The organism is Paenibacillus taichungensis (genome assembly GCF_013359905.1).
Classification (GTDB): Bacteria; Bacillota; Bacilli; order Paenibacillales; family Paenibacillaceae; genus Paenibacillus; species Paenibacillus taichungensis.
The window spans coordinates 361,787-387,989 of the sequence record NZ_JABMCC010000121.1 but is presented as its reverse complement, the minus strand read 5'-3'; the positions used below and the strand labels follow the sequence as shown (position 1 = coordinate 387,989).

Sequence of the window (26,203 nt, the reverse complement as noted above, 5' to 3'; positions counted from 1 at the left end):
TCACTCAAATACTACCCCCGAATAATATTCCACCACATCACGGATGAGCATGTACGCGTCTCCATTCGTAAGCTCGTTTTTGTTTGCTATACCAGCAAGCGTGTCCTCGCTTACGAAGTTCTGCATTTGCAATTGAGTAAGTGCCAATTCAGGTGTAGTTTCAGCTTCAGTAGCTCCCATTGCCAAACATATCATATACGCGGCTTGATCCAGAGTTAAAGGTAAAGCGGAAGCATTCTTCATACTCACAACAACTTTATCAGCACTGCCTGTATAAAAGTTTGGAAACATGGCTTGCAATCTTTTCAATTTACTTAAGTATCGTTCCGGATTCATACCTGTATCCAGACCCCAACCATCATTATTATAATTACCTGAGGCCATGTACATACTCGCGGCAGCAAGTAACCCCCTATAATCTTTATGCTCCATGTACTCGGGCTTCTCAAAATTATGCATCGAGAGATCCATGCCTTGTTTCTCCAGCATCTTACGCAATTCAGTTGCACGCTCCTCGGAAGCTGAGAGTTCCCGGAAGGACTCTTTGTGTACATATGCCAGTTTGACCGCTGCTCCAGCAGCTTCTCCAGTAGCCATCCCCAGAGGGACGACTCTTGCGCTTCCATGTGGAATCGTGTCAAAACTTGCTGCTCGTCCTACTACTAACAGACCATCAACTTTCAATGGGACAAGCGAACGGAAAGGTACACCATATTGAACTGGACTCAGCATAATGGTACCGGGATTGCCCACACTCGTGCTCTGAATATCGATATCGTATGAACCATAACCAATTGCATCCCAATGATCTCGATTCTCCATAACATCAGCAAGTGTCAGACGATACTCACCATAGATGTGACGTGATTCTCTCACGTAAAGCTCATTCGCCGTTCCGGCATATTCAAGCCCTGCAAACTCCTCGTAATTTTTCTTCAAAAAATCAACGATCAAAGGAGCTTCCTTCCGCCCTATTTCCAGTCCTTCTTTCACAGATGCCGGATTCAGCGGATCTACTCCAAAGATCTGCATCGTATTGATCAAGATGGTATCATCGTTTTGTCTCCCAATGTTCAGACTACGAATCTTGATACGTTGCGGATCGGTCGATTCATATTTTCGCGCATCACCGTATCCCCAGGCACTCATTTTATCCACGCCCGTACCTTCTCTTTCCCTGAACTTCTGCCATACTTCATCTGTAACACCACTTAACTTAAATACAAGCGTAGAGACCATCTTGGCCTTGCCATCTCCAATGTCCTGTCTACCTATGGAATATGGGACCCCAGCCGCCGCTGCAATATCTGCATCCTGCGTAGCGTCAATGATTGAACGTGTTGCAATTTTTATAATGGTTCCGTCTTCTTTAGTGATGTTCATCCCCATAATTGTAGTTCGCCCTTCCGGGGCAGACTCAGTAATGGGCTCCAAATGTTTGACATTCATCAGAAGGTCAATGTTAGGTTCGGAATGAATCATTCGATAGAAAACGTTAGCCGCTGTATGGGTATCAAAAGAACTGCCCTCAATCTGGTCAAACCATTCCTGGAAAATCCCTTTATTCAGAAAATCAGGCTGTCGAAGACTGCTCAACCATTGCGGCTGATCAGGAGAGTAATTCAAATCTAACGTATTAAGTCCCCCTTCGGTCATCAACCCTCCCATCATGTTGCGATCTCTTGCTTCAACCAACAATACCCGCATCCCATTGCGGGCAGCAGATAACGCAGCCGTGATTCCCTCCGGATCAGTTCCAGCAACAATAACGTTATAAGAATCGGACAGCGTTGTGCTAGATTGTACAGTCTCCAATGGCTGCCATACATAATTATTATTGAATTTATAGTTCTTGTTCCAGATATAAAAGGCAGCATAAGCTGCACTAAATAAAATAATAAATACAGCGGCTGTAATTGCTGTTGCTTTCATTTTTTTGCTAACCAAAATAATTAATCCTCCACTATGTAATGTAAATTCATAAAAACTATTAATGTATCACTAACTCCGATATTCTTCCAACAAAATGCTACCCTCCTCTCTGACCAAAAATGTCCATAAAAAAAACACTCCCCAACGGTTTGCACCATGTCAGGAAATGTTGATTATATCGGCCTCATGTCATGATTAAGATCCTACGATTTTGCATAACAATGACAACAAAAACTTGGACTGCATCCTAACTTTATCCATTATAAAGACCCCTTTTTGCAATGTAAAGGCATATCAAACCTATACACTTCATATAAAAAGAAACTTCAACACTCCCCAACTGTTATTACTCACTCTCCATGAATTGCTGGGCGATGGCTGACATGGCCGTGCGTTCCCTGTAATATAGAGAAATAGAAACCATGTATTAATTGATAAAGGAGTTTGTCCTATGCCATATATTATTTACGATCTTGAATTCACGGTAAGTCGCAATACACGATACTCTTCTGAAATTATAGATATCGGTGCCGTCAAAGTAACGGAAGGTGAGAACGGCCTGTACGTATCGGACACGTTCCACACTTATGTTCGTCCATCCAATAAATCGGTGCTGTCCGCCGATACGATTCAGTTTACGGGTATTACGCAGAAAGACATTGACGCAGCCCCTCTTTTTCCGGAAGCACTGAATCAATTTATTGCCTGGATGGGAACTGAATCCTATTACATGTGCTCCTGGGGACCGGATGACCGCGCCAAACTGATCTCTCATTGTCGCACTCATCAACTCGATGTAGCCTGGATCACCAACCACAATGATATTCAACAGCAATGGTCACGCACAGTACGTAAGGAAGGAAAATTCCGTCAGCTTGGACTCGCTCAGGCTCTTGAACTGTGTGGTATTGAATTCGATGGCACTCAGCACCGCGCTTTGGATGATGCGATTAATACAGCCAAAGTATTCATACATCAATTTGATCAGTTCAAACTGGAAACCAATTGCGCCGCTGATGATGAGGGCATCACATCCAAAGTGGTCTATTCCAGTAGTGTAGAAGATGACGAGAAAGATTCCCCTTTCGGTAACCTTGCACACCTGTTCAAGACCAAAGAATAATGGACTACGATTGCATGTTGAACAAAGGCAGACCAGCCATGATCTGCATTGAAGTTCAGTTGTAGATCTCCCTCCAACGTTCCAGACGTTCTTTCATCATGAGGCGGCATTTCTCGGGTTCCAGAATTTCGGCATCGGGTCCATATTGAGACAACCACGTTAGAAACCCTTCTTCATCACTCAATATGGCTTCAAACAACAACGTGCCTTCCGGTTCAATCGTCAAGATGGGGCGTGCAAAAAACTGCTCCTGCATGACACGCTCCACAGCGTGCGGTGAGAATCTGATTTTGAAAGCAGTCCACTCCGTACTGCCGCTAAGTTCCTGTGGCGTACGGAAGTGAGATTGTAAAAGGTAGTCATCTTTGCGGAACGTGCGTGGCAAAATCCGAACCCTGTACAAACGGTTCACTTGAAATATTCTCAGTTTCTCTGACAGGTGACAATACGCCAACAGATCAAATCGGTATTCACGAGGAATAAGACAGTAGGGGTCCATTCGTGCAATCCCCTTTTTACCTTGAAACAGATATTCTCCTTCAATAGTGTTCTGGGAAATTCCGGCCTGAAGCAAGGTCACCAGTGAGTGATTCAGAAGTTCGGTACTTTCATTTTGCCAAGCAGAAGCACCCACCTTGAACAACCCGCCAATTTGCTCAGACCATTCCACTCGCTCTGTTTTGTTTTTCTGACTCGAAGCAACCACTTTCTCATACGCGCTCTCAAAAGCAGGCTTCAGCAACGGACGAATATTCTCCATGACTTCTGCCAGGTGCATAAAGGCTTGAGCTTCTTCATCAGACCAATTCAGCGGATACATGGCAAAATGGCTGATAAACATGTATCCTCTCCCGTGTCCCATATTGGCGATGGGGATATGCATTGCACTGAGGGCCTCCATGTCGCGGTATATCGTCCTTTCCGTTGTCTCGCACCGCTCGGCAAGCTCACGGGCCAGAATACCCGGCTTGGCCTGCACAAGAGTAATAATGCGCATTAATCGGATCAGTCGGTCTGTCATTTTGCCGGACCCTCCACGATGTTGTTTCAATAAATTCGATACAACTCCATCCATTTTTTTATTATTATGTTGTTTAGTACATTCGACTTATTCCTTGACTTCACCTTCAAAAATTTATGTAGAAACATTCCTTTCCGTACCAACTTCCCTAGTTCTTTATCCCTATTCACCTAACATCGTTTTTCCGCGATTATGAACCATGGAATTAAAAGTAATCCCGTAATGGTGCCGAAGTTTCTCCACAATTTCGGCTTCCGCATAATAATCCAGATCCTGTTTTCGTGCCGCTTCAATTAACAGAGCATCTGCGTGACGACGCAGCATGTCGCTGCCCTCTTGTGTACGACCTCTTTCATAAGCGCGCAAAGCTTGTTTAATCAAAGGAACGGTTTCATTTAATTTGATTGTCTTCTCTACCTTGGGATCTACCGGCTGGCGCAGCATGCCCAGATGACTGGTGTACTGAATGTACAACTGTTCTCTGCGCAGCAGTACTCTCTGGCTTTGTTTCAATTTTCGCGTACTCCAATAAGCTGAACATACGGCACTTTTCCCCGATACACGAGGTCCCATGGCGAATTCGAGTAAAATTTGTTTACTCTCTCCCTTGTATACATCTCCAAGTCTTAGAACCCAACCGATATCCGTTTCTTTGGAACGACAGCCGTAGATGCCTTTAAGCTGAATTCCAAATTCCGGTTTGAGCAAAAGTTCCAAGTCTCGCGACACAATTTTGGGTGCTATTTTCCTGAGTCTTTTGGCAGGGGATCCATTACGCCACTCTACCATCATATATACGGGGTCCGCTCCCCCTGTCGGTATGGCCTCTCTATTCCACGAATAAGATACTTCAAAGACTGAGTTCACTGGTAGTCTCTCCCCCGATTTATATGTATTATCTTCTAAGTTATCAGGGTAAATGGACACTATATTGTCACGGAACATATGTTCGCAGGAAATTTTTCCATAATATTAGTTTCTCGTCCCTAAATCCGTGTAATTACGACAATAAACGACGAAAAAGCTTGGCAGTATGCCAAGCTTTTAGACCACTTTTATATGACAAGTCCTAACTTAAATCGTAGTAGTATTCATTCCCATTTTGTGTGAATTTTGTATAGAATCAGGTTCTGTAATCGGAGCATAAGTAATACTGTCGATAATCAATTCACGCCCGATTGGCTCACCATTTACAGTGATCATAATCGTTTTGGTTGTTGCAGCTTGTTTAGTTGTGTACATACGTTTCTACTCCTTCGTATTCACGATCTTCTTAAAAATCGGATATATTGTTTTCACTCATTAAATTACAAATTTCGTTAATATGAATAGCAGGCACCCGGAGCTGAAGTAAAAGAATGATGTCAAGACCGTCCGCAGTGCTGCTCTGTCCTTCTATTACCCCGGGGGCCTAGAAATTAAACACCTGTCCACATGTATTGATTTATTCTCATATAGGGTAATTAAAACTACATCATCTTGAACCCATTGTCCTGGTTTTGACGTATAATGTAAGAGCCGTATTTCAACAAATGACGACGAAATCGGCAAACGATTATGTAACCGAAAGAAGGTGCCATTCATGCCAAAACCCATTCAGGGTTATTTCATTCGGGTGTTATTCACCACATGTGTATTGTTTACTGTTTCTTTGACTTCTACAGTCAGTGCAGCAAATGCCAATATATTCTCCGATATCTATAGTGGATGGGAAAGAGTCTCTGAGCTTCCTGGAGAAGTGAACGCCTTGCAGGAAAGCTATAAACAGACGCTGGAGCAGTTGAATCAGACTTCTGCCCAATTGGGACAAGCCCAGGCAAATGTCGAAGCATTCAAGGCCCAGAACGAGTTGCTGCTGGCGCAAAACGAAAAACTGACCGACATGGTGAGCAAGCTGCAAAATGATCAGGATGCCAAAACGGCAACTGCCAAACGCATTCAAACGATGATTATCACAGCCGTTTCACTCATATTGGGATACTTTATTCTGATTCGAGTGATGCGCTGGGGAATGCGTCGCCGTTCAGGCCGAGTATAAAAGAACAGGAGCAACCGCATGCACATACACCTGAATAATGCCGAAGCTGGTGGAGCCGGACAAGTGGTCACGTTCTCGTTGATCCAGGACGACCGCCTGCATATTCTCCATCCCCAGCAAATTGTCGCTTTTCGCGGCCCAAGCAGCAGTCGCAATGATAAATTTATGAATATTTCGGGTATCTATCGCAAAAAAAAGCTGATCAAATCCGAAATTACCGGTCCTTGTCAATTTGTGGCCGCCCTGCCTCCCGGCTTCACCATGAAGGAAGTTGAACTGAGTGAGAACAGCGATCTGCTGTACGACTTCCGCCATCTGTTCTTCTACTCTGACGGCGTCACGATGCACACCAAAATTCAAAAAATCAAAAACATGCTCATCACTCGGGATGCCGTGAAAATGAAGTTTTCGGGCAAAGGCAAAATTGGATTGCTGACACAAGGTCAGGTCTGCCAGCAGGAACTGCACCCTACCGCACCACTGTACGTGGATGCAGGCAGTATTATCGCCTATCCTGAGAACGCGCAGCTTGAACTTACCGTATACGGGAACAACCTTGCCAGCCAGCATATGAACTATCATTGGAAGATGACAGGACATGGCTCTGTACTATTTCAGGCTGGTCGTGAAAATCATAGGCTGGAACAGGATATGAACGATGAAGGCTTATTTAAGCGGATTCTGAAAGAAGTCATTCCTTTTGGAAATGTATTAATCAAATAAGTCCAGATGACGTTAGGCTCGGTTATAAATGGGTTCTCATGGAAAGCATGCTCACCGTATTGGAAATGTGATATACTGTACCGGACAATTGAAGAAGAAAATCCATGCCTATGGCATGGGAGAGGTTCGCGAACTCCCTCTATAAGACTCGACCTTTAATAAGGTCAATAAGTCTTGCGTACATTTTAGGTAACAACGTACGTAAAAAACTAAGGACACTAGATCGTGCCTGCTTTTTTGAAGCAGCCTACGAGAAGGTGTGTTTTTTGATGGATGCCAGTTCATGAACTTCTCTGTTCTTCCGACACTCTGTGCCTATGTGCATGGATTGATCTTAAGAAGATGGAGAGGTTTTTTTATGTTGAACGAAGAAAAAGCAGTCGTTGTATTCAGCGGCGGTCAGGACAGTACAACTTGTTTGTTCTGGGCCAAACAGCAATTTGCTGAGGTTGAGGTAGTTACCTTCGATTACGGCCAGCGACACAAGCTGGAGATTGAATGCGCCGCAGAAATCGCTCGCGATCTGGGTGTGCAGCAAACGGTACTGGATATGAGCTTGTTAAACCAACTCGCGCCCAGTGCACTCACCCGTACGGATGTAGAGATTACGCATGAGGAAGGCGAACTGCCGAGTACGTTCGTGGATGGACGGAATTTGCTGTTCCTCAGTTTTGCAGCCATTATGGCGAAGCAAAAAGGGGCTCGTCATCTCGTTACAGGTGTATGCGAAACGGATTTCAGCGGTTACCCGGATTGTCGGGATTCGTTTGTGAAATCGATGAATGTAACGCTGAATCTGTCCATGGACTACCCGTTTGTCATTCACACCCCACTGATGTGGCTGGACAAAGCCCAAACATGGAAAATGGCGGATGAGCTTGGTGCCTTCGATTATGTGCGGGAGCGCACACTGACCTGTTATAACGGGATTATCGGCGATGGCTGCGGAGAATGTCCTGCCTGCAAACTGCGCAAAGCCGGACTGGATCGCTATCTGGAGCAACGCACGAATTCAGCTACTGTTGGAACTGCGGGAGCGGACGTACGATGAGAGAACCGGGATCATTTCGTATTGTGGAACGGTTGCAGCGGATTGGAGAAGATATCCTCCCTGCACAGCTTCGCTATCATCGCAAACGTGTGCTTGTCAGCAAGGAGTTTACGTTTGACGCTGCGCATCATCTGCATTGTTATGAAGGCAAGTGCAAAAATTTGCACGGGCATACGTATAAAGTCGTTTTTGGCATTAGCGGTTATCCGGGTGAGACCGGACTTACGGTTGATTTTGGCCATATCAAGGATATATGGAAAACACAAATTGAAGGGTATCTCGATCATCAGTATCTGAACGAAACCCTTCCCCTCATGAACACAACAGCTGAAAATATGGTCGTCTGGTTGTTCGAGCAGATGGAACATGCCTTGCAGACCGAACCGTATTCCGCACTGACTGAGGGTGGTCGGACAGAGTTTGTCCGCTTATACGAGACGCCAACCAGTTACGCCGAGGCTAGACGGGAGTGGATGATCGATGAGTAGTGTGGAACAGAGCAAAGAGGCTCGTATTCCTGTGATGGAAATCTTCGGCCCGACGGTTCAAGGTGAAGGCATGGTTATTGGGCAGAAAACGATGTTCGTCCGCACCGCGGGCTGCGATTATCGATGCTCCTGGTGCGATTCGGCCTTTACTTGGGACGGCAGTGGCAAGGATCTGATTCGGATGATTACGCCGGAGGACGTGTGGAACGAGCTGCGCCGCGTTGGCGGCTCGCGCTTCTCCCATGTGACCATCTCAGGCGGCAACCCTGCCCTGCTCGCTTCGCTGGGCGGATTGGTTAAGCTGCTTCGGGAGAACGGCATCCGCACCGCGGTAGAAACGCAGGGCTCTCGTTGGCAGTCTTGGCTGGGGGACATTGACGAAGTCACCGTCTCGCCCAAGCCTCCCAGCTCAGGAATGAACACCGACTGGGCTGTGCTGGATGATCTGATCCACCGACTGGCTGTTCGCCCGGTGGAACGAAGTCACAGTCTGAAGATCGTAATTTTCGATGAGACAGACTTGGACTATGCCCGCCGTGTGCATGCACGGTATCCGGGCACGGATTTATTTTTGCAGACCGGGAACCCGGTTGTCACTTCTGCTGATACGCCAGATCTGGCGTCTTCTCTGCTTGCCCGTTATGAGTGGCTGATTGATCAAGTCAGTGCTTCCGATGATCTGAACGACGTTCGTGTGCTGCCACAGCTGCATACCCTTGTGTGGGGCAACAAGCGCGGCGTCTGATGGGCTATTTGGATGGAATAATGGGCGGCATGATGTAATTTTGGGAACAACCAGAGGCTAAAATGGCCTATCATATATACCGGTAAGCTTCGTGCGTCGCCGGAAATAAGGAGCGTTTACGAATTCATGAGACAACCTGATGAAATGCAAGATCTAACGTTGCTGGGCAACCAGGGCGTAAAATATACGTTTGAATATGATCCGGGAATTTTGGAGAATTTTGATAACAAACACCCGTACCGGGATTATTTTGTCAAATTCAACTGCCCGGAGTTCACCAGCCTGTGCCCGATCACGGGTCAGCCGGACTTTGCAACGATCTATATCAGCTACATCCCTGATGTGAAAATGGTGGAGAGCAAGTCACTTAAGCTGTACCTGTTCAGCTTCCGCAACCATGGTGATTTCCACGAGGATTGTGTGAACATCATTATGAACGACCTGATCAAGCTGATGGACCCACGCTTCATTGAAGTGTGGGGTAAATTCACGCCGCGCGGCGGCATTTCCATCGATCCGTACACCAACTACGGCAAACCGGGTACGAAGTATGAGCAAATGGCTGAGCATCGCATGATGAATCATGATATGTATCCAGAGACGATTGATAATCGTTAATTGGGTAGACACACCAATTATGCTTTGTATAAAATTATAGGCAAACAAAAGCCGAACACTTCTATCTGAAGAAGTTCGGCTTTTGTTTTTTTGTATGCTATGGAACGTGAGCGTTTGCAATAATCGTATGGATCGGACTCGCATTCAAGGGTTATGATCTTCCTTCAGTTCTTTCACTTTCTTGATATAGTGTCTCAACATAAGAACGCCAATAGACTGAACAACCACAAAAAATCCGATAGCAAAGTACAGAGACGTCGATGCAACATAGATAGTCAGAAAAGTCATGACTGCCATAAATAGAATGGTCATTGCCAAATTACGTTTGGCGAGAACATATGGTGATAGAGATTTCATAGGGATCAGTCCTTTATCATTTCTGATTTAGTAGAACTTTAATAGTAGAATCTTTAAAGTATATCAATAGTTTACATTATAAAGAGAACGTTAATTTCACCTGTTCCCCTTGTCGGCCTTTCAAATCTGTCCTATTATGTAACAATATGCTTAGGCACATCACATCATCAGGCGCTGATCCCTCGTGACCGCGACCAAAGGAGAACTGTTCATGTCCATGCAAAATTCATTATCCAAAGACGCCGCTGCGCGTTCGAAAGCTCCACCCGGATTGGATGCTCAAGGTACCGTTTACCGGATCTTAATTGCCATCAGTCTGGTCCATTTATTCAACGATTCAATCCAATCTGTCATTCCAGCTATTTTTCCAATTCTGAAAGACTCCATGCATCTCACGTATACGCAGATCGGATGGATTTCGTTTGCTATTAACTTTACTGCTTCCATCATGCAGCCTGTTGTAGGCTGGTTTGCTGATAAAAAACCGACACCATCCATTCTGCCCATCGGTATGGGCTTTACGTTTACCGGTATGTTATTGCTTGCCTTCGCCGACAGTTATATGGCTGTCCTGATCTCTGTCATCTTTGTGGGTCTCGGTTCGGCGGCCTTCCATCCAGAGGGTTCACGGGTATCCCATATGGCCGCAGGGCCTCGTAGAGGTCTCGCTCAGTCAATCTTCCAGGTGGGCGGTAACGCCGGTCAATCCTTGGCTCCATTGCTCACCAGATGGATTTTCATCCCTTTTGGGTTGTTCGGTGCCATCGGATTCACGGGCATTGCAGCTGCGGGAATCGCGGTTCAAATCTACATTGCTCGCTGGTATGGACGCATGCTGCAATCGGGAGGATATTTGCGCAGACAAGCTGCAGCTCGTCGTGCTCCCAATCCAGCATTACGTAAAAAGATTGCTGCTGCCATAACCATTTTGATTCTGCTCGTCTTTGTCCGTTCGTGGTATGTCGCTTCGATCGGCAGCTTCTATGCGTTTAACCTGAAGGATACATTTAACTTGTCCACAGAGGACGCACAGATCTATATCTTCCTGTTCCTGGCGGCTGGGGCTCTTGGTACGTTCTTTGGTGGTCCACTGGCAGATCGCTTCGGTAAACGCAACATGATCTTCCTGTCAATGGCTGGAGCCGCTCCACTGGCGCTGCTGCTGCCTTATGCGAATCTGTTCTGGACAGCCGTGTTGCTGAGTATTATTGGGTTCATCATGTTGTCCAGCTTCTCGGTGACCGTTGTGTATGCACAAATGCTGATTCCAGGTAAAATCGGGACCGTCTCCGGCCTGATTACTGGTCTGGCATTTGGTATGGGCGGTCTGGGGGCACTCGTGCTGGGGAACTGGATCGACGTGTTCGGCGTATCTCCAGTTATGCAAATGTGCAGCTTCCTGCCACTGATCGGTATCTTCACCTTCCTGCTTCCATCGGATAAGCTGTTGAACCGTTGGGCGGAAGAGAACGGTAGCGAAGAATAACAGATCCTATATAATCTAAGCTCCAATATACAATGAAACAAAAGTACGCTGTTAAGACAGCCTAATGAAAAGTAACGTCAGATCGTTAACCAAGCTGGAATTAACGCCAGCATATGCAAATGCAAATGGGATGAAGCCTATACCTTTAGGGCTTCATCCCGTTTTTGTTTTGTTAGCGTAGGATCAGAGCCAAGTATCTGTCATCCCATTGCCAATTTTGGTGATGGACATCATTGTGAAAGGCGCTGAAGGATTAGTCGTTTTTTGTACAACATTTTTCCTGCTTCGGCAACATCACGAATCGTATTTTTATTGCTCACCGAACCGAATACCATACCGGCAATCGGAATAAGCTGGAACAGCTTTTTCCACCCAAAAGATTCGCTGTAAGAATTAAAAACCTCCCGCCAGCCCTGCATTTGAGAGATAACTTCAACCTGCTTGTCCGGGTTATCGTAATCGGCGAGTTCATCAATAATTGCTTTCTTGCCCACAATATCGGCGGAGGAGAATTGCAGACATTTGACGATAAATATGCGCTCTTGAGGTTCGTCAGGATCATATCCGTAGCATAACGCCATCTCCTGCAGCACCTTCAGGGAAAGCCCCATCACCATCGGAATATCCGCCGCAATCGTTACAATGCCACCGATACCTGTTGCGGCCCCTTGTGCAGCAGCAAACCTCGTTCGACTGTCCGTAATGTTATTAGCAGTGCGATCCAGCACTTCAAGCGGTAATCCTTCCACACTGTGAATTTTCGTCGTATCCTTTGCCTCTCCATCCTGTTCATCGTAAGAGGTATCGGCCTTCATGGAATAACCGGATTTGATTGCTTCCTCTTGCAGTAGCTCCGCCACCTTCTTTTTCTGAACGAGAAATTTCCCACCATTCTGCACATACTGACCGACTTCGTTCAGCGAGTCTCCAATCTTCTGTTTCAGCGCTTTGGGCATAACTTTATCCAGCATGGCAAATGGCAAACGACCAATTTTGTCCCAAATAAACAAGTCCTTCTGCCCTTTTTCCCATTTTAAAATCTGTTCTAGCTCCCGGTCCAATGTCTCGCGCGAATCCATATATGGCCTCCTAATGTTATGTGTATAGCGAATTGTATACTCCTCATACGCAGAGGTCAGGGGATGGTTGCTAATATGCAGACCCTCGTATCCGTCTTTATGTCTTCATGTCTCCCTTTTCAATGTGTACATAAGTAAAAGCCCCTAATCAGCATGGCTCGCTGACTAAGGGCTTACTATATTAAAACTTTAACAGTATTATTATTTAGCTTCAGCCGCAGCCTTCCCATCTGGAACAGGGACTCCAAAGTCAGGTGTGCCATCTTCGTTCCAGCGAATAACCTGCGCGCGGGCGTGACGGTTTGGATCATAGAGAGGGTCTCCCTCGATGTCCTTGTAATTTCGTGCGTGATAGATCAGAATATCTGTTTTGCCGTCCGGTGATACCGTAAAGCTGTTGTGACCCGGACCATATTGACCATTCGCTTCACACGTCTGGAATACCGGCTTAGGTGATTTCACCCAGCTCGCTGGATCAAGCAAGTCGGCATCTTCATCTGCGGTGAGCAAACCCATACAATAATTATAGTCGGTCGCACTCGCTGAGTAGCCAATGAAAATCCGCCCATTGCGAGGCAGCACTGCTGCCCCTTCATTTACCTTGAAGCCGATGATCTCCCAATCATACTCCGGTGTAGAAATCATGACCTGCTCACCACGGAGAGTCCATGGATTTTCCATTTCGGAAATGTACAGGTTGGAGTTGCCTGGAATGTCCGGGTCCTTTTGCGCCCAGACCAAATAACGGATCCCTTTGTGTTCAAACGTTGTTGCATCCAAGGCAAATGTCTCCCAACGCGTCCGAATCTGTCCCTTCTCTACCCATGCGCCTTCAAGCGGGTTGGGCGAGTCGTTCTCCAGCACATACATGCGGTGGTCGAAAAGGCCCTCATTGGTTTCGCTGGTATGGGCTGCAGCGTAATGTATGTACCATTTTCCATCGATATAATGAATTTCTGGTGCCCATATGTTGGCACTCATCGGTCCTGCATCACGTTTGCGCCATGCCGTTACCGGCTCAGCCTCTCTTAACTCTTCCAGCGTTTGTGCACGCCGAATCTCTATCCGGTCAAAGGCTGGCACCGAAGCTGAGAAATAATAGTACCCGTCGGTGTGACGGTACACCCACGGATCAGCGCGCTGCTCAAGGATGGGATTGGTAAATGTAATGGAATCAGTCATGGGAATGCTCCCCTTTCAAATGTGTGTGTATGGCTCGGAGTGAAGATTTGTAAAAGCTAATGTATAAAGTGCAAAGACTATTTTGCTGGTGCACCGCGGACGCTCCGGGGGTGTCAGGGCCTTGTCGCTCTCTTGTCCTCCGATTTCTTTTTCCCACCGCTCTTGGCGGTTGAAATCGGATGCCAAAGTCGCTCCTTCGGCTCCTTCCTCCCCCTTCGCTGCTTGTGCACCTCAAAAGCAACAGCTTCGCTCTTTCCGCGCTCGCTGAAGCAAATCCAAACTCCGAGCCATCGGTGTGGCTCTGTATCTATGGGGTCGACCGCTTCGCTCAGTCGACTCTCCCCACTAAATGCTTGGCTGACCATATTTTCTTGGCCAGCCCTTGGTGCACCGCGGACGCTTCGGGGGTGGCAGGGCCTTGTCGCTCTCTTGTCCTCCGATTTCCTTCCACACCGCTCTTGGCGGTTGAAATCGGATGCCAAAGTCGCTCCTGCGGCTCCTTCCTCCCCCTTCGCTGCTTGTGCACCTCAAAAGCAACAGCTTCGCTCTTCCCGCGCTCGCTGAACCAAATCCAAACTCCGAGCCATTGGTGTGGCTCTGTATCTATGGGGTCGACCGCTTCGCTCAGTCGACTCTCCCCACTAAATGCTTGACTGGCCGTATTTTCTTGGCCAGCCCTTGGTGCACCGCGGACGCTTCGGGGGTGGCAGGGCCTTGTCGCTCTCTTGTCCTCCGATTTCTTTTTCCCACCGCTCTTGGCGGTTGAAATCGGATGCCAAAGTCGCTCCTGCGGCTCCTTCCTCCCCCTTCGCTGCTTGTGCACCTCAAAAGCAACAGCTTCGCTCTTTCCGCGCTCGCTGAAGCAAATCCAAACTCCGAGCCATCGGTGTGGCTCTGTATCTATAGGGTCGACCGCTTCGCTCAGTCGACTCTCCCCACTAAATGCTTGGCTGACCGCATTTTCTCGGCCAGCTCAAATTCCAAACTTCGAGCCATATCTGCGGCTCTCTACTTCTCCGCTGCGCTAATCTGCTTGCCCCAGACGGCAATGCCGTGGTCGTTCAGGCCAGTAACCACAAGCGCAGGCTGGCTTCGCTCCCAGTCCCAGGACGGGAGCAACTTGAGCTCTTCTGTGGAATCTCCGCCCCACGGGCTTTCTTTCCACTCCAGCGTCAGTGTTTGTTTGCCGTCAAACGTCCATTTGCCTGAACCGTTTTCGCTTTTCAATTTGCCGTTGGCTTGCAAGGTGTAAGGCACTGCCTGAACCTGTCCGTCCACCGACGGGTCAACAGCCAGACCTTCCCACTCCCCGGCGATCATCGACTTCGGAATGTCCTGTGCGTACTCACCTGCATAACGTTCTGGTGACACAACAGGCCAGCCGTCCTTGGTCCACAGCATTTTACGTACATGCAGATACGGCCAGTTTTTATCGGTCTCACCTCTCGCATGATGCACGATATAATAATCGTCGCCATCCTTAAGGACGGAGTTATGTCCAGGTGCAACCCAGCCCTCACCTTCGGTGAAACGATAACCACCCAGAATTTTGGTTCCCACTTCATATTGCGGCAGATGCTCCGTATCCAGCATGTTCATGCCATTTACATCCGTGTAGGGGCCTGTAATGGAATCAGCACGGGCTACACGCACGTTATAATCTTCGAATAAGGAATCATACGAGACGAATAGATAATACTTTTTGAACTCCGGGTTATACACAATATATGGACCCTCCACCGCACCTTCTTCCGTAGCACGATCACGGGCGGCAATGCGGGTACCATGCCCCTCTTCCTTGAACTTTCCGGTTTCCGGATCGAGAGGTGCAATGTATATCCCGTCAAAAAAGGAACCGTAAACCATCCATGAATTGCCTTCGGCATCCAAGACTGGATTGGCATCAATAGCATTCAACTTATCCTTTTCATTCTCGGATGTTTTAACAACTAACCCTACATCTTTCCAAGGACCCTCCGGGGACGAGGATGTCTGCAAACCAATAGCCGACCGCGTACTACCAAAGGTCGATGCCGAATAATACATCCGGTAGGTATCACCAACCTGAATCACATCCGGTGCCCACAGGTTAACTGCACCTGTCCAATCGAGGGCTTCCTTGGGGATGCCTGGCAACGCTTGACCTACCCATGACCAGTTGATCAGATCATCCGATTTGCGTACCATGACACCAGGTTTCGCTTCCCCTGCTACACGAACGTCTGTGGAATAAACGTAATATCCCTGATCTGTTTTGATAATGGCCGGATCATGCGCATTGTTCACCGTCCAACGGGATTCGTCGTCCAGAATGGAGGTATCATACAATTGAGTATCTTGGGGAGCATCCGGAAAGACTGGCGGGGAAACTGATTCCCCTGCTCCATCTCCAGAACAGCCTGTAGCCCCAACCAGCAGCATAAGCAACATGGAAGTAACAACTCCTTTTCCTGAATTCGTCCACCCGCGGAATGTTCTCCGCTGATTCATCCTTTCACTCCAGAGATCGCTACCGATTCAATAATCTGTTTCTGGAAGATCAGGAAGATGATCAATACTGGTAACAGAGCAACAATGGACGCTGCCATAATAAGCGGATAATCCGTCTGAATTGCATACGTGGCATTAAAGTTCGCTATAACGAGCTGCAAGGTCTGCTTCTCTGGTGAATTCAAATAAATAATTGGTGCCAGATAATCGTTCCAGATGCCCATGAACCAGAGAATCAGCTGAGCTGCAATCGCCGGTTTAATGAGCGGGAACGTAATGCTCGAGTACAGTCGGAAATAGGAGCTGCCATCAATTTTAGCTGCTTCAATAATGGCATCAGGTACACTAAGCAGGTATTGACGAAGGAAGAAGATCATGACGACGTTACCAAATAATCCTGGAACGATAAGCGGTAACAGTGTGTCCACCCACCCGAGCTTCGAGAACATGATGAATTGCGGAATCATGACTGTCGGATACGGAATCATCATCGATGCGAGCAATGCTAGAAACAGTTTGTTTTTATGCGGAAATCTCAATTTGGCAAAAGCAAAGGCAGCGATACTGGACGTAAACGTCCCGACAACGGTAACACTGACCGCCACGATCAAGCTGTTTTTGATCCCGCTGAGAAGCGGACCTGCTTCCCAGATTTCCTTATACTTTCCGAATTGGAACACTTCAGGTATCCACACAGGCGGAAGTGCGAACACATCTTGTTTCTCCTTCACGGAAGTGGATAACATCCAGATCAGTGGTGCAATCATCGCAATCGCACCAAGCGCCAAAACGATAAAAATGATAGAGTTCGTTAATTTCCTCTTTTGACTGTAAGACATCTCCGGTTCACTCCTTTCCTAGACCATTAATCCCCATCATAGGCTGATTTTTCGTTCATTTTGAATTGCACCAAGGTAATGACAAAAATGAAAATACCAAGAATCATGGCCATCGCAGAGGCATAACCCATTTGCAGGTTACTGAATGCTTTCTGCCAGATGTAGAAGACAATAGATGCGGAAGAATATTCAGGACCACCCGTAGGCGTCATAATGTTCATTTCGGTGAAGATTTGGGAACCACCAATAATATTCGTAACGACGAGGAAAAAGGTAACCGGCTTCACCATTGGCCAGGTGATGTTGCGGAAGATCTGGAACCCGTTCGCTCCATCGAGCTCTGCTGCTTCGTAATATGTACGTGATACACTTTGCAATGCAGCCAGATACAATAACATCGTGTAACCGAGGCCTTTCCACACCGTCATAATAATCAGGGCTGGTTTAACTGTGTCTTTGTTAGCGAGCCAGTTAGGGCCTTCAATACCGAATAGATCAAGGAATTGGTTCACTAATCCGTAATCCCCGTTGTACGCCCAGTTCCACATGATGGACACCGCTGCGAGGGAAGAAATGACCGGAATATAGTAGATTACACGGAACGTCGTTGTGCCGGGAATTTTACGATTCAGACCCATCGCCAGCAGTAACGCAAGCAACAAACCAATCGGTATACCCAGCATCAGATAAAAGGTGTTGAACATCGCTTTGTAAAAAAGATCATCTGTGAGCAAATCCTTAAAATTGGCTAAACCGATAAAGTTCATTTGTCCCAATCCATCCCAATCCGTAAACGAACCGTACAAGGAATAAAGGAAAGGGAACAAAACAAAGATCAGCAAACCAAGAACCGGAGGCAAAATAAACAAATATCCGTACAGCCTCTCTTTGCGATACAAACTAGATTTTGTAATCACTGCGCTCACCCCTGTTTCTAATATCAGCATGTTGCATGAATCGATGGATGCCTGCATTCTTGATCAATTCATGCAACATGCCCGTATGGAATCCAAAATGATGCCAGCAGCGTGATAGCAGGCTGCTGGCACCGCCTTTTTTTGAACACGGAATCTACTGCTCTATCCATTTGGTGTAGGCTGCTTCTCTCTAGAACCTACCCTTCAATCTTTTCAGTCCCATTATTTCAGCATGTTGATAAATGTTTTATTTCTGAGATTTCTTCTCTTGTTCTACCGCTTTGTCTAACAGCTTTTGCATTTTTGGCTGCTGTTGCTTCACATATTCTGCGGCTGTAATCTTGCCATCCAGAACAGGTTGAATGTCTGTGAAGAACATGTCATACCACTCCGCATTGTACGTGTAGTTACCTGGAAGTGCGCGGCCGTAATCTTCTACGATATCAATGAATTCCTGTTTGTTGGCCGGTTTCGTTGAAGTATCCTTGGCCCATTCGTCTGCCATATCAAGCAGATTCGGAATTTGCACTTTGGCATCAACCAACTGCTGCATGCCTTCTTTGGAAGCTGTGAGGTAATTAACCAACGCTGCTGCTTCTTCCGGATGTTTCGTTTTGGCCGATACACCGATACCCAGGGAACCGATCCACGTTGCGGATTTTCCGGTAGAGCCGGCTGGGAAAGGTAGCAAATCATATTCGAAAGGCAGTTTCTCAAATGTACTCATATCCCACGGACCTACTGGGAAGAAAGCCATTTCCCCTTTCATCCAGCGTTGGTACGTATCCAATGTTTGCGCTTCCTCAATGGAAGGCGTGATTTTGTATTTGTTTTGCATATCCGCAAAGAATTGCAGTGCTTCCGCGAATTTCGGATCATCAATGGTTACCTTTGTTTTGCTATCATCCAACCAGTCTGCACCATTGCTCCATACAAAGGACTGCAGCGCCCATTGTACGTTGAAGCCTGTACCAAATACGTCCGGTTTACCGTCTCCATTCGTATCCTTGGTTGCTTGTTGGTTGACCTTGATGAATTCATCCCATGTGTAAGGCTTGTCCTTATCAGGGAATGGGATGCCCTCTTTTTCAAATAATGTCTTGTTATAACCGAGTGCAAACGGACCCAGATCTTTCGGCATGCCGTAGAGATCACCCTGACCTGCCATTTTGCCATCATAGCGGTACAGGTCCACACCATATTTCCAGATGTTATCCAAATCTACGTCTGCATTATTTTCAATGTAAGGTGTCAGGTTCATTAGCACATTGCTGTTTACATAGGCTTTTATATCACCAGGGTTAAAATAAAATACGTCCGGCAAGCTGTTGCCTGTAATGGCAGCTCTCAATTTGGTTGCGTATTGATCCGCAGCTGTTACGATAATTTTGACTTTGACACCTGGATGCTCTTCTTCAAACTTTTTAACAACGGCTTGATATGCCTTCTGTTCATCCGTGCCCCCCCGGAACATGAATGTCAATTCCTTGTCCCCGCTTGATCCGCTGCTTCCTCCGCAGCCCGCAAACACAAGTGCACTTACCAGCATTAGAAGCATAAGTGTGACCAATCTTTTTTTCTTTACCATCTGAACCCCTCCTGATCTGGATTTGTAACCGTATTCAATTCAGTAAAATAAGATTTCTGTTGTTAAATTTATCAAATCCAGATCACTTTAGTCAATACTTTATTAAAACATTTTATATTTATTTAAAATAAATTAGTAGGTTGGCCATCCGTTGGAATCCCACAGCAGGTCGTTAATTAGCAATTTCGGATTGCCATTATCATCAGCATCATAGGCGTGGCGTGCAATCACATTACCGTTATACACATCCTGACCACCGGGTCCCTTCCACTTGACGTTCCCAGAGTCCAATATAGTTCCTCCGCCATTCAACATGCTCACACCGTTTTTGTCCACAAACGGACCTGTAATACTCGTTGAACGTCCATAGACCATTTTGTACGTGCTATTTACGCCCTGGCAGCAAGAATCAATGGAGGCAAACAAGTAATAATAGCCATTTCGATACAAAATACTTGGAGCTTCAATGGCACCACCATTATTCGGACGCGCCGCAATGGAGGATATGCTTCCGGTCGGTTTCATTGTGTTTTTGTCGAGTTTCACAATCTTCAGACCGCTCCAGAAAGAACCGAAAGCTAGCCATGGATTGCCTGAAGCATCGATGACCAGATTCGGATCAATAGCGTTATAATTGTTGGCGGTTGTGGTTTGAAGTACTAATCCCTCATCCTTCCACTGACCTGCCCCAATGCTGGTTGCAGACGCAAGCCCGATCGCAGATCTGTTGGAGCCAAAAGTAGAGATGGAATAATACAGCCACACTTTTCCGTTGTACTGCTCAACGTCAGGTGCCCATACATCCAGACCGCTCTGTCCCGGAACAGCAGAAGCCCACCAGGATGGCTTGCTCAGAAAAATCTGCGGAACCCGATACCATGAGGAGCCGTTATCCGATTTCAGTACCTGAATGCCAGGACCTGTTGAGAAGGTATACCATGAGTTTCCTTCTTTGATGATGGATGGATCGTGCACGGCAATATCTCCGCTCAGATTCCAAAATGCCGCGAATGCCCGGGACTGACCCGCCAATAGCAAAACAAGTACAAGTAGTGCAGGTAATGCCCAACGTTTCTTCCTGAATCCTGTCATTCCTTTGACCTTTTCCAAATCGAGTCCACCTCTCCTGAGCAAATAGTTAATTTGGTTCATGAAGTATTAAATCAATTTAGGTATACTAGGATTATAAAAGCGGTTACATCACATTTCAATGGTATATTTCAAATATATATGAAATGATTCAAGTTATTTTCTAAAGTAAATATTCATCAATTTATGAATATCCCGCCCATTTATGCTATGTATATAAGGGATTTGGCTTCCTTTACTCCGCCCTTCCCTTCCAACGGGGAATCATTTATAATTATCTAAAACAAACCATATAAATGTGCAGAAGCCTGGATCAGAAGGGCTTTGTTCAGAACGTGGAAAGGAAAACCACTTATGATTTATATTAAAGATCTGATGTCTGGCGTTAATATTTTCAAGGCACTCAGTTCAGAAATTCGGATCCAGATTATTGAACTGCTTGCCAAGAACCAGAGTCTTAACCTCAATGATCTCGCAACCAAACTGGGGCTCAGCAATGGCGCCATTACAATGCATATTAAGAAATTGGAAGAAAGCGGCCTGATTGAGATCAATACTGCGGTTGGCAAACATGGAATTCAGAAGATATGTTATCTCAATGAGGAAAAACTAATGGTAGACCTGCGCTCACAGGAGATTTATAACCGATACGAGGTTGAAATTCAGGTAGGTCATTATAGCGATTATCAGGCAGCTCCTACATGTGGTCTTGCTACCCGAGACAGCATTGTCGGTGAGTTCGATGATCCGCGCTACTTTGCTGACCCGCTCCGTATTGATGCGGAGATGATTTGGCTGGCCGAAGGTTATCTGGAATATCGAATTCCCAACTACCTTAAGCCTAACCAGACGTTCAGCGAAATCCAGTTGTCCATGGAATTGGGTTCGGAAGCACCAGGTTTTTGCGATAACTACCCTTCGGATATTTATTTCTACGTTAACGGCATTGAGATTGGCTGTTGGACAAGCCCAGGAGATTTTGGCAATACCCGGGGTACGTTCAATCCGGATTGGTGGCCGCCGCATCTGAATCAATACGGGATGCTGAAGCTGATCCGTATCACCCAAGAGGGCAGCTACATTGATGGATGCCGTATCTCCGATGTAACTCTGGACGAGATTGGCCTGGATTACAAAAGCGATATCCACTTTCGAATCGCTGTAACAGACGGACCAGTGAACAAACGCGGATTGACGATCTTTGGCAAAAATTTCGGCAATTACGGCCAGAACTTGCTTGCCCGTGTGCTCTATAATGTGCAAGAAGAATAATGACGCCATTACGAACACACCGTGTTATTACTTAAACATCAAAAACTGCCGCCAAGCATAAGCCTGGCGGCTATCTTTATTTCGATTACTAAACCTGCCTAGACGCTCTGCGAGACGGACCCATGTTTCCGCAATTCTTTGCAAAATCCCATATCCATGACTGTTTGGAGGCCTCTATGGAACATATAAAACGACGGATGGTGCTTACCCTAAGGTAAGTACCTGAACTAAAAGTGCATACTTACATCTTTGGAAATCTCCCTTTATACTCAAGAAACATTATAGCTTAGAGAGGAAGAATTCATTTTGAAAACACTTGTCATCGTAGCACATCCCAACCTGGAAACGTCGGTCATCAACAAACGGTGGATAGAAGAACTCCAACAATATCCGGAAAAATATACGGTACATGAACTATATAAAATTTACCCCGATGGACATATTGATGTGCAGCAAGAACAGCAGCTCATTGAAAGTCATGACCATCTTGTGTTGCAATTTCCGTTCTATTGGTTCAGCAGCCCACCTCTTCTTAAACAATGGCTGGATGAAGTTTTTACGTATGGCTGGGCTTACGGCTCCAAGGGGGATAAATTGCAACAACGCAAAGTTGCCTTGGGCGTATCTGCCGGAATCAAAGAAGAGGATTACGCGCAAGAGGCCAAATATCGCTATACCGTTGAACAAATGTTATCTCCTTTGGAGACGACCTTCCTTTACTGCGGTGCGGATTATCGATCATTTTTTGCCTTCTACGGGGCAGAACACGAGCCTGCGGCAAGTGATTTAGAACAAAACGTACAAAACTACTTACGTTTCATGGATAACCTGTAACACTCACTTCAAGCAAATCAAAAAAAGCAGTATCTCCGATTCAGGAAGATACTGCTTTTTGCTTTTTAATCTCACAATCTGACCGTTAGCGTTGCATTAACCCCGGGGCAGACACCATATTGGCTTCTCCCCAGTCACACATCATATCTAACAGTGGCATTATTGATTTTCCTCGTTCCGACAATGAATATTCAACTTTGGGCGGAATTTGGGGATATTCTTTGCGTAGAATCAGATCATGTTCCTCTAACTCCTTAAGCATGACGCTCAATGTTTTGTAGGAAATAGTACCGATACTTCGCTTCAGCTCATTATGTCGCATTACTTTGTTTTCAGACAGCCAATATAGAATAACCATTTTATATTTACCGTTTACCAGGGAAAGCGTATATCCAAAGCCGGTATCTTTTAGTGCCACGCCAGTTGGAACACAGGTTTCTCTCACACTCACCCCTCCTTCTTTTGTTCAATCACACCACAGCGGCATGTTATAGAGATTGCCTGTACGTTTTGGGAGACACGCCATACACCTTTGTGAACTGCCGGGTAAAATAATCGCTATCGTTAAAGCCGCATTCATAAGAAATTTGGCTTTAAACTAATTCAAATAGGCGTTGCTCAACAATTCGCCCTCAATGATTCATGTTGGAATGAATGTCTATATCATGCTACTCCATGGCCGAAAAATCAAGGTTTGCTGATCCTTGGATCGATATAATTCCTCATGTACTGAAGCAAATGAACCTCTCATAAAAAAAGCCCTTTTATAGCTTTACACCTGTTATTCTCACCGAGTTCCTCTTCTTTCATGTGACTTTCTTCCTGATTGCTCTGAAACTCAGAAAAGATTCATTGATTTATTAGAGAAGTTCTCCTAATATTTTTAGTAGGAACACCCAGCAGCTCGGCATCATGGTAATACTTCACTGTCTTTATGAGAGCGCTATCGCTGCAGCTCTAAAGAAAAACGGGAGGTTGCAGATATGAAATGGAATCACTTCAAGTCCAAGCTTCTGTTTAAGTACACACTATCCTATATCTCCATTTTCCTTATCCCTCTTGTTATATTAACTATTATTATTTATCACAATGCTGTGGACACGCTCCGTTCAGAGATTGAACAGACTAATGTTAATCAGTTGACCCAAGCCAAAACGGTCATTGATGACCGCATGAAGGAATTGCAGGACATCGCATTTCGTATCGCCTACGATGAGCAGCTGACCCGCTATTGGACTCACCATCCCTACTATAGCCGGGAATCAATTGCTGCCTTGGTCAAATACAAAGCCACCAGTTCCATTATCGATGAGCTATTTCTGTTCTTCCGCGGAGATGATAGCATCTACTCGTCTCAGGGCTCTGAGAACCTGGATGTATTCACGGGCCGCTACAAATTTAATACATGGAACAAAACGGATATGATCCGAGATTTGAATAACGTTCAGTTTCCCACGATACGACCAGCTGAACAAGTCGTTCAAGGAACCAAAGTACCCAATTCCATGCTGGCCTACCTTGTACCGATTGCACCTAACAATACACCCGCCCACGGCACCGTCATGTACCTGATTCACGAGTCCAATCTGACCGGATTGATTGATTCCATTCTCAGCGACTACCATGGGATGACTTATATTTTCGATAATTATGGGCAGGTGCTGGCCGCTAATTATAAGGGGGAAACCATTACCGAACAGGAAGTCAAATCTCTGTTTGAACTTGAGCCGGGAACACACAGCCTCTCCTTGAATCAAGAACCGCATTCGGTGGTATCCGTCAAATCAGACGCGGGCTGGACTTATGTAACCGCTATGCCAAGCAATCAATTTTTCAGCCGAATCGTCCATATTCGTACCTTTGTTGTTCTTGTTTTCTCCTTCATGGTGGTGATGGGCACCTTCCTCGCCATTTTGTTGGCCCGAAGACAATACCATCCGATTTCAGACTTGATGGAGTTTATCCGTTTAAAGAATAATCCTGAACCTTCCACAACCAGCAACGAGCTGGAATGGATCAAGAAAACGCTGCATGATTACAGCCAGCGTGTGGACCTTCAGGAGCCCTACGCTCGTAATCATATTCTGCTTATGTTACTGAAACATGGTCATACCGGAGAGCTCCCCTCTGAGTTTACGGATAATCTCGGTATACGCTTTAACCGATCCCATTATTTTGTTATGACCTTGGGATGGGAAATGCATGCTTTTCCCATCGTAGATCATCCCGAACAGCGTACTATCATGCAGCTGATCAACGATATGGAACTGCCGGAGTTGTCTGCTTATGCTTATGGCGTGGAGCTTCCACAGCCAGACCAAGTGGCCCTTATCGTTGGATTTAATGCCGAAGTCGGGCATGAATCCAGCTTGAATGCTCGTATGGAGCCTATTGTTGAATCACTACAATCAATGGTGACAGAGCACGTCGGAGTTGCTCCCGCGATCGGGATTGGCAACAGCTATAGTTCTCCATTACAGCTGAACCAATCCTATATCGAGGCATCAACCGCGCTGGAAGCGTCCATGCTGCACGGACAAGGCAGCAGTACCTTCTTCAACGCCCTTTCCGGCTCTAGTGAAGAGGATTCTTCCTTCTGGGTCCCTAAGGATGTGCTGCTGAAACTAGTTCAGAGCTTGAAACAGGGCAGTTACGATGTGGCGGTTCAAATGGTATCGACTGCGTTAAATACCCTGAAATCCGAAATGCCATCTGTACCGCTGCTGCGCTGCATCTGCTTCGATATTCTTAATACGATGCTCAAAACGGCCTCGGAGCTTGGCATACATCACGTGGTTAATCAACTTCCAAGAATCACTTCCTACGATTCATTGGAGGATTTGGAGAAAAAACTGACAGGACTTGCCGCCGAGATCTGTGCTCATGTCGAGGCAAAGAGCGAGACGGAAGAAAGCTCCCTGATGGATGAAATTGTTGCTTATATTGATGCCAATTTCTCTGATTATGACCTCAGCCTGGGTACGATTTCATCGAAATTCACGATCTCTTCATCGTATTTCAGCCGTTCATTCAAAGAGAAGATCGGTATGAACTTCACCCAATATATCTGGCAGAAACGAATGGATGAGGTTATCCGACTGCTGCTGCATACGACCGACCCGTTAAAAGATATCATCACTCGCGTCGGTTATCTGGACACACCGAACTTCATCCGTAAATTCAAGAAAGAGACGGGTTATACCCCAGGGCAGTACCGCAAAATGCACCGTCCCAACGACTCCTCCGATTCCCCGGATGACGATGACGAGGAATGCCTTGGTTAGTGGACGGATTCGTAAAATAAATAGAAACCTCCCCCAACCTTTTGGTT

Annotated in this window: 25 protein-coding genes and 1 pseudogene; 12 read left to right on the top strand and 14 right to left on the bottom strand. The window is 46.2% G+C overall.

The window, feature by feature from the left end; genetic code table 11:
• Positions 1–1,947 (bottom strand): FAD-dependent oxidoreductase, encoded by a 1,947-nt coding sequence (locus tag HP548_RS29390; RefSeq protein WP_246318264.1) that lies wholly within the window; start codon positions 1,945–1,947, stop codon positions 1–3.
• Between the two features lie 436 nt (positions 1,948–2,383).
• Here HP548_RS29390 and HP548_RS29385 point away from each other — a divergent pair, with 436 nt between their 5' ends.
• Positions 2,384–3,055 (top strand): 3'-5' exonuclease, encoded by a 672-nt coding sequence (locus HP548_RS29385; protein ID WP_076291441.1) that lies wholly within the window; start codon positions 2,384–2,386, stop codon positions 3,053–3,055.
• A gap of 55 nt (positions 3,056–3,110) precedes the next feature.
• Here the strand turns inward: HP548_RS29385 and HP548_RS29380 are convergent, their stop codons facing one another.
• The 3 genes from HP548_RS29380 to HP548_RS29370 all read right to left on the bottom strand — a co-directional run bounded on the left by HP548_RS29380 (position 3,111) and on the right by HP548_RS29370 (position 5,318).
• Positions 3,111–4,076: a helix-turn-helix transcriptional regulator gene (locus tag HP548_RS29380; RefSeq protein ID WP_175383636.1), complete on the bottom strand. Its 966-nt coding sequence runs from the start codon at positions 4,074–4,076 to the stop codon at positions 3,111–3,113.
• A gap of 162 nt (positions 4,077–4,238) precedes the next feature.
• Complete coding sequence (locus tag HP548_RS29375) at positions 4,239–4,943, bottom strand: hypothetical protein (RefSeq protein WP_125477267.1); 705 nt, start codon at positions 4,941–4,943, stop codon at positions 4,239–4,241.
• A 207-nt stretch (positions 4,944–5,150) separates the two neighbouring features.
• Positions 5,151–5,318: a hypothetical protein gene (locus tag HP548_RS29370; RefSeq protein WP_175383635.1), complete on the bottom strand. Its 168-nt coding sequence runs from the start codon at positions 5,316–5,318 to the stop codon at positions 5,151–5,153.
• A gap of 340 nt (positions 5,319–5,658) precedes the next feature.
• Here HP548_RS29370 and HP548_RS29365 point away from each other — a divergent pair, with 340 nt between their 5' ends.
• From HP548_RS29365 to queF, 6 genes are all read left to right on the top strand, one after another.
• Entirely contained in the window at positions 5,659–6,114 is a 456-nt protein-coding gene (locus HP548_RS29365; RefSeq protein ID WP_024632428.1) for a hypothetical protein, read from the top strand.
• 18 nt (positions 6,115–6,132) lie between these two features.
• Positions 6,133–6,837 (top strand): AIM24 family protein, encoded by a 705-nt coding sequence (locus HP548_RS29360; protein ID WP_063564567.1) that lies wholly within the window; start codon positions 6,133–6,135, stop codon positions 6,835–6,837.
• A 361-nt stretch (positions 6,838–7,198) separates the two neighbouring features.
• Positions 7,199–7,888: a 7-cyano-7-deazaguanine synthase QueC gene (queC, locus tag HP548_RS29355; RefSeq protein ID WP_175384010.1), complete on the top strand. Its 690-nt coding sequence runs from the start codon at positions 7,199–7,201 to the stop codon at positions 7,886–7,888.
• Positions 7,885–8,376, top strand: a complete 492-nt coding sequence (queD, locus tag HP548_RS29350; RefSeq protein ID WP_175383634.1) for a 6-carboxytetrahydropterin synthase QueD — start codon at positions 7,885–7,887, stop codon at positions 8,374–8,376. Before queC ends, queD begins: the two co-directional genes overlap by 4 nt.
• Positions 8,369–9,121, top strand: a complete 753-nt coding sequence (gene queE, locus HP548_RS29345; protein ID WP_175383633.1) for a 7-carboxy-7-deazaguanine synthase QueE — start codon at positions 8,369–8,371, stop codon at positions 9,119–9,121. The genes queD and queE overlap by 8 nt, the downstream gene beginning before the upstream one ends.
• Positions 9,122–9,247: 126 nt before the next feature.
• Positions 9,248–9,739 (top strand): preQ(1) synthase, encoded by a 492-nt coding sequence (gene queF / locus HP548_RS29340; RefSeq protein WP_063564570.1) that lies wholly within the window; start codon positions 9,248–9,250, stop codon positions 9,737–9,739.
• Between the two features lie 144 nt (positions 9,740–9,883).
• Here queF and HP548_RS29335 read toward each other — a convergent pair whose 3' ends face one another.
• Complete coding sequence (locus HP548_RS29335; protein ID WP_099855745.1) at positions 9,884–10,096, bottom strand: hypothetical protein; 213 nt, start codon at positions 10,094–10,096, stop codon at positions 9,884–9,886.
• A gap of 217 nt (positions 10,097–10,313) precedes the next feature.
• Here HP548_RS29335 and HP548_RS29330 point away from each other — a divergent pair, with 217 nt between their 5' ends.
• Positions 10,314–11,582 carry an MFS transporter gene (locus HP548_RS29330; RefSeq protein ID WP_062324021.1) on the top strand — a complete coding sequence of 423 codons (1,269 nt, stop codon included), beginning with the start codon at positions 10,314–10,316 and terminating at the stop codon, positions 11,580–11,582.
• A 230-nt stretch (positions 11,583–11,812) separates the two neighbouring features.
• Here the strand turns inward: HP548_RS29330 and HP548_RS29325 are convergent, their stop codons facing one another.
• Together HP548_RS29325 and HP548_RS29320 are read right to left on the bottom strand one after the other, a co-directional pair.
• The gene (locus tag HP548_RS29325; protein ID WP_076291435.1) at positions 11,813–12,661 is read right to left on the bottom strand and encodes an EcsC family protein; all 849 of its coding nucleotides are present in this window, start codon (positions 12,659–12,661) and stop codon (positions 11,813–11,815) included.
• 201 nt (positions 12,662–12,862) lie between these two features.
• Entirely contained in the window at positions 12,863–13,843 is a 981-nt protein-coding gene (locus tag HP548_RS29320; RefSeq protein WP_175383632.1) for a glycoside hydrolase family 43 protein, read from the bottom strand.
• A 309-nt stretch (positions 13,844–14,152) separates the two neighbouring features.
• Here HP548_RS29320 and HP548_RS29315 point away from each other — a divergent pair, with 309 nt between their 5' ends.
• Positions 14,153–14,407: a hypothetical protein gene (locus HP548_RS29315; protein WP_175383631.1), complete on the top strand. Its 255-nt coding sequence runs from the start codon at positions 14,153–14,155 to the stop codon at positions 14,405–14,407.
• A 444-nt stretch (positions 14,408–14,851) separates the two neighbouring features.
• Here HP548_RS29315 and HP548_RS29310 read toward each other — a convergent pair whose 3' ends face one another.
• The 5 genes from HP548_RS29310 to HP548_RS29290 all read right to left on the bottom strand — a co-directional run bounded on the left by HP548_RS29310 (position 14,852) and on the right by HP548_RS29290 (position 20,769).
• Positions 14,852–16,273 (bottom strand): arabinan endo-1,5-alpha-L-arabinosidase, encoded by a 1,422-nt coding sequence (locus HP548_RS29310; RefSeq protein ID WP_175384009.1) that lies wholly within the window; start codon positions 16,271–16,273, stop codon positions 14,852–14,854.
• A 56-nt stretch (positions 16,274–16,329) separates the two neighbouring features.
• The gene (locus HP548_RS29305) at positions 16,330–17,172 is read right to left on the bottom strand and encodes a carbohydrate ABC transporter permease (RefSeq protein WP_076290170.1); all 843 of its coding nucleotides are present in this window, start codon (positions 17,170–17,172) and stop codon (positions 16,330–16,332) included.
• Positions 17,173–17,198: 26 nt separating this feature from the next.
• Positions 17,199–18,089: a carbohydrate ABC transporter permease gene (locus HP548_RS29300; RefSeq protein ID WP_062324023.1), complete on the bottom strand. Its 891-nt coding sequence runs from the start codon at positions 18,087–18,089 to the stop codon at positions 17,199–17,201.
• Between the two features lie 247 nt (positions 18,090–18,336).
• On the bottom strand, positions 18,337–19,677 hold the full coding sequence (locus tag HP548_RS29295) for an ABC transporter substrate-binding protein (RefSeq protein ID WP_076290171.1): 1,341 nt from the start codon (positions 19,675–19,677) through the stop codon (positions 18,337–18,339).
• A 132-nt stretch (positions 19,678–19,809) separates the two neighbouring features.
• Positions 19,810–20,769 carry a glycoside hydrolase family 43 protein gene (locus tag HP548_RS29290; protein ID WP_246318292.1) on the bottom strand — a complete coding sequence of 320 codons (960 nt, stop codon included), beginning with the start codon at positions 20,767–20,769 and terminating at the stop codon, positions 19,810–19,812.
• 351 nt (positions 20,770–21,120) lie between these two features.
• Here HP548_RS29290 and HP548_RS29285 point away from each other — a divergent pair, with 351 nt between their 5' ends.
• Together HP548_RS29285 and HP548_RS29280 are read left to right on the top strand one after the other, a co-directional pair.
• A complete protein-coding gene (locus HP548_RS29285) occupies positions 21,121–22,038 on the top strand; it encodes an ArsR/SmtB family transcription factor (RefSeq protein ID WP_076290172.1) in 918 nt (305 codons plus the stop codon).
• Positions 22,039–22,344: 306 nt separating this feature from the next.
• A complete protein-coding gene (locus tag HP548_RS29280; protein WP_175383629.1) occupies positions 22,345–22,872 on the top strand; it encodes an NAD(P)H-dependent oxidoreductase in 528 nt (175 codons plus the stop codon).
• Between the two features lie 85 nt (positions 22,873–22,957).
• Here HP548_RS29280 and HP548_RS29275 read toward each other — a convergent pair whose 3' ends face one another.
• Entirely contained in the window at positions 22,958–23,317 is a 360-nt protein-coding gene (locus HP548_RS29275) for a winged helix-turn-helix transcriptional regulator (RefSeq protein ID WP_076290174.1), read from the bottom strand.
• A gap of 43 nt (positions 23,318–23,360) precedes the next feature.
• Positions 23,361–23,465, bottom strand: a pseudogene (locus HP548_RS29270) (helix-turn-helix domain-containing protein); the annotation flags it as partial.
• A 390-nt stretch (positions 23,466–23,855) separates the two neighbouring features.
• On the opposite strand from HP548_RS29270, the gene HP548_RS29265 reads away from it, so the two are divergent.
• On the top strand, positions 23,856–26,156 hold the full coding sequence (locus HP548_RS29265) for a helix-turn-helix domain-containing protein (protein ID WP_076290178.1): 2,301 nt from the start codon (positions 23,856–23,858) through the stop codon (positions 26,154–26,156).
• The last annotated feature ends 47 nt before the right edge of the window (positions 26,157–26,203 follow it).

What these genes read in the sequence shown, in the direction of transcription:
- HP548_RS29385 (WP_076291441.1), top strand. Translation starts at nt 2,384, where the DNA reads ATGCCATATATTATTTACGATCTTGAATTCACGGTAAGTCGCAATACA.
- HP548_RS29380 (WP_175383636.1), bottom strand. Translation starts at nt 4,076, where the DNA reads ATGACAGACCGACTGATCCGATTAATGCGCATTATTACTCTTGTGCAG.
- HP548_RS29370 (WP_175383635.1), bottom strand. Translation starts at nt 5,318, where the DNA reads ATGTACACAACTAAACAAGCTGCAACAACCAAAACGATTATGATCACT.
- HP548_RS29365 (WP_024632428.1), top strand. Translation starts at nt 5,659, where the DNA reads ATGCCAAAACCCATTCAGGGTTATTTCATTCGGGTGTTATTCACCACA.
- HP548_RS29360 (WP_063564567.1), top strand. Translation starts at nt 6,133, where the DNA reads ATGCACATACACCTGAATAATGCCGAAGCTGGTGGAGCCGGACAAGTG.
- queD (WP_175383634.1), top strand. Translation starts at nt 7,885, where the DNA reads ATGAGAGAACCGGGATCATTTCGTATTGTGGAACGGTTGCAGCGGATT.
- queE (WP_175383633.1), top strand. Translation starts at nt 8,369, where the DNA reads ATGAGTAGTGTGGAACAGAGCAAAGAGGCTCGTATTCCTGTGATGGAA.
- queF (WP_063564570.1), top strand. Translation starts at nt 9,248, where the DNA reads ATGAGACAACCTGATGAAATGCAAGATCTAACGTTGCTGGGCAACCAG.
- HP548_RS29335 (WP_099855745.1), bottom strand. Translation starts at nt 10,096, where the DNA reads ATGAAATCTCTATCACCATATGTTCTCGCCAAACGTAATTTGGCAATG.
- HP548_RS29330 (WP_062324021.1), top strand. Translation starts at nt 10,314, where the DNA reads ATGCAAAATTCATTATCCAAAGACGCCGCTGCGCGTTCGAAAGCTCCA.
- HP548_RS29325 (WP_076291435.1), bottom strand. Translation starts at nt 12,661, where the DNA reads ATGGATTCGCGCGAGACATTGGACCGGGAGCTAGAACAGATTTTAAAA.
- HP548_RS29320 (WP_175383632.1), bottom strand. Translation starts at nt 13,843, where the DNA reads ATGACTGATTCCATTACATTTACCAATCCCATCCTTGAGCAGCGCGCT.
- HP548_RS29315 (WP_175383631.1), top strand. Translation starts at nt 14,153, where the DNA reads ATGGGGTCGACCGCTTCGCTCAGTCGACTCTCCCCACTAAATGCTTGG.
- HP548_RS29310 (WP_175384009.1), bottom strand. Translation starts at nt 16,273, where the DNA reads ATGTTGCTTATGCTGCTGGTTGGGGCTACAGGCTGTTCTGGAGATGGA.
- HP548_RS29305 (WP_076290170.1), bottom strand. Translation starts at nt 17,172, where the DNA reads ATGTCTTACAGTCAAAAGAGGAAATTAACGAACTCTATCATTTTTATC.
- HP548_RS29295 (WP_076290171.1), bottom strand. Translation starts at nt 19,677, where the DNA reads ATGGTAAAGAAAAAAAGATTGGTCACACTTATGCTTCTAATGCTGGTA.
- HP548_RS29290 (WP_246318292.1), bottom strand. Translation starts at nt 20,769, where the DNA reads ATGACAGGATTCAGGAAGAAACGTTGGGCATTACCTGCACTACTTGTA.
- HP548_RS29285 (WP_076290172.1), top strand. Translation starts at nt 21,121, where the DNA reads ATGATTTATATTAAAGATCTGATGTCTGGCGTTAATATTTTCAAGGCA.
- HP548_RS29265 (WP_076290178.1), top strand. Translation starts at nt 23,856, where the DNA reads ATGAAATGGAATCACTTCAAGTCCAAGCTTCTGTTTAAGTACACACTA.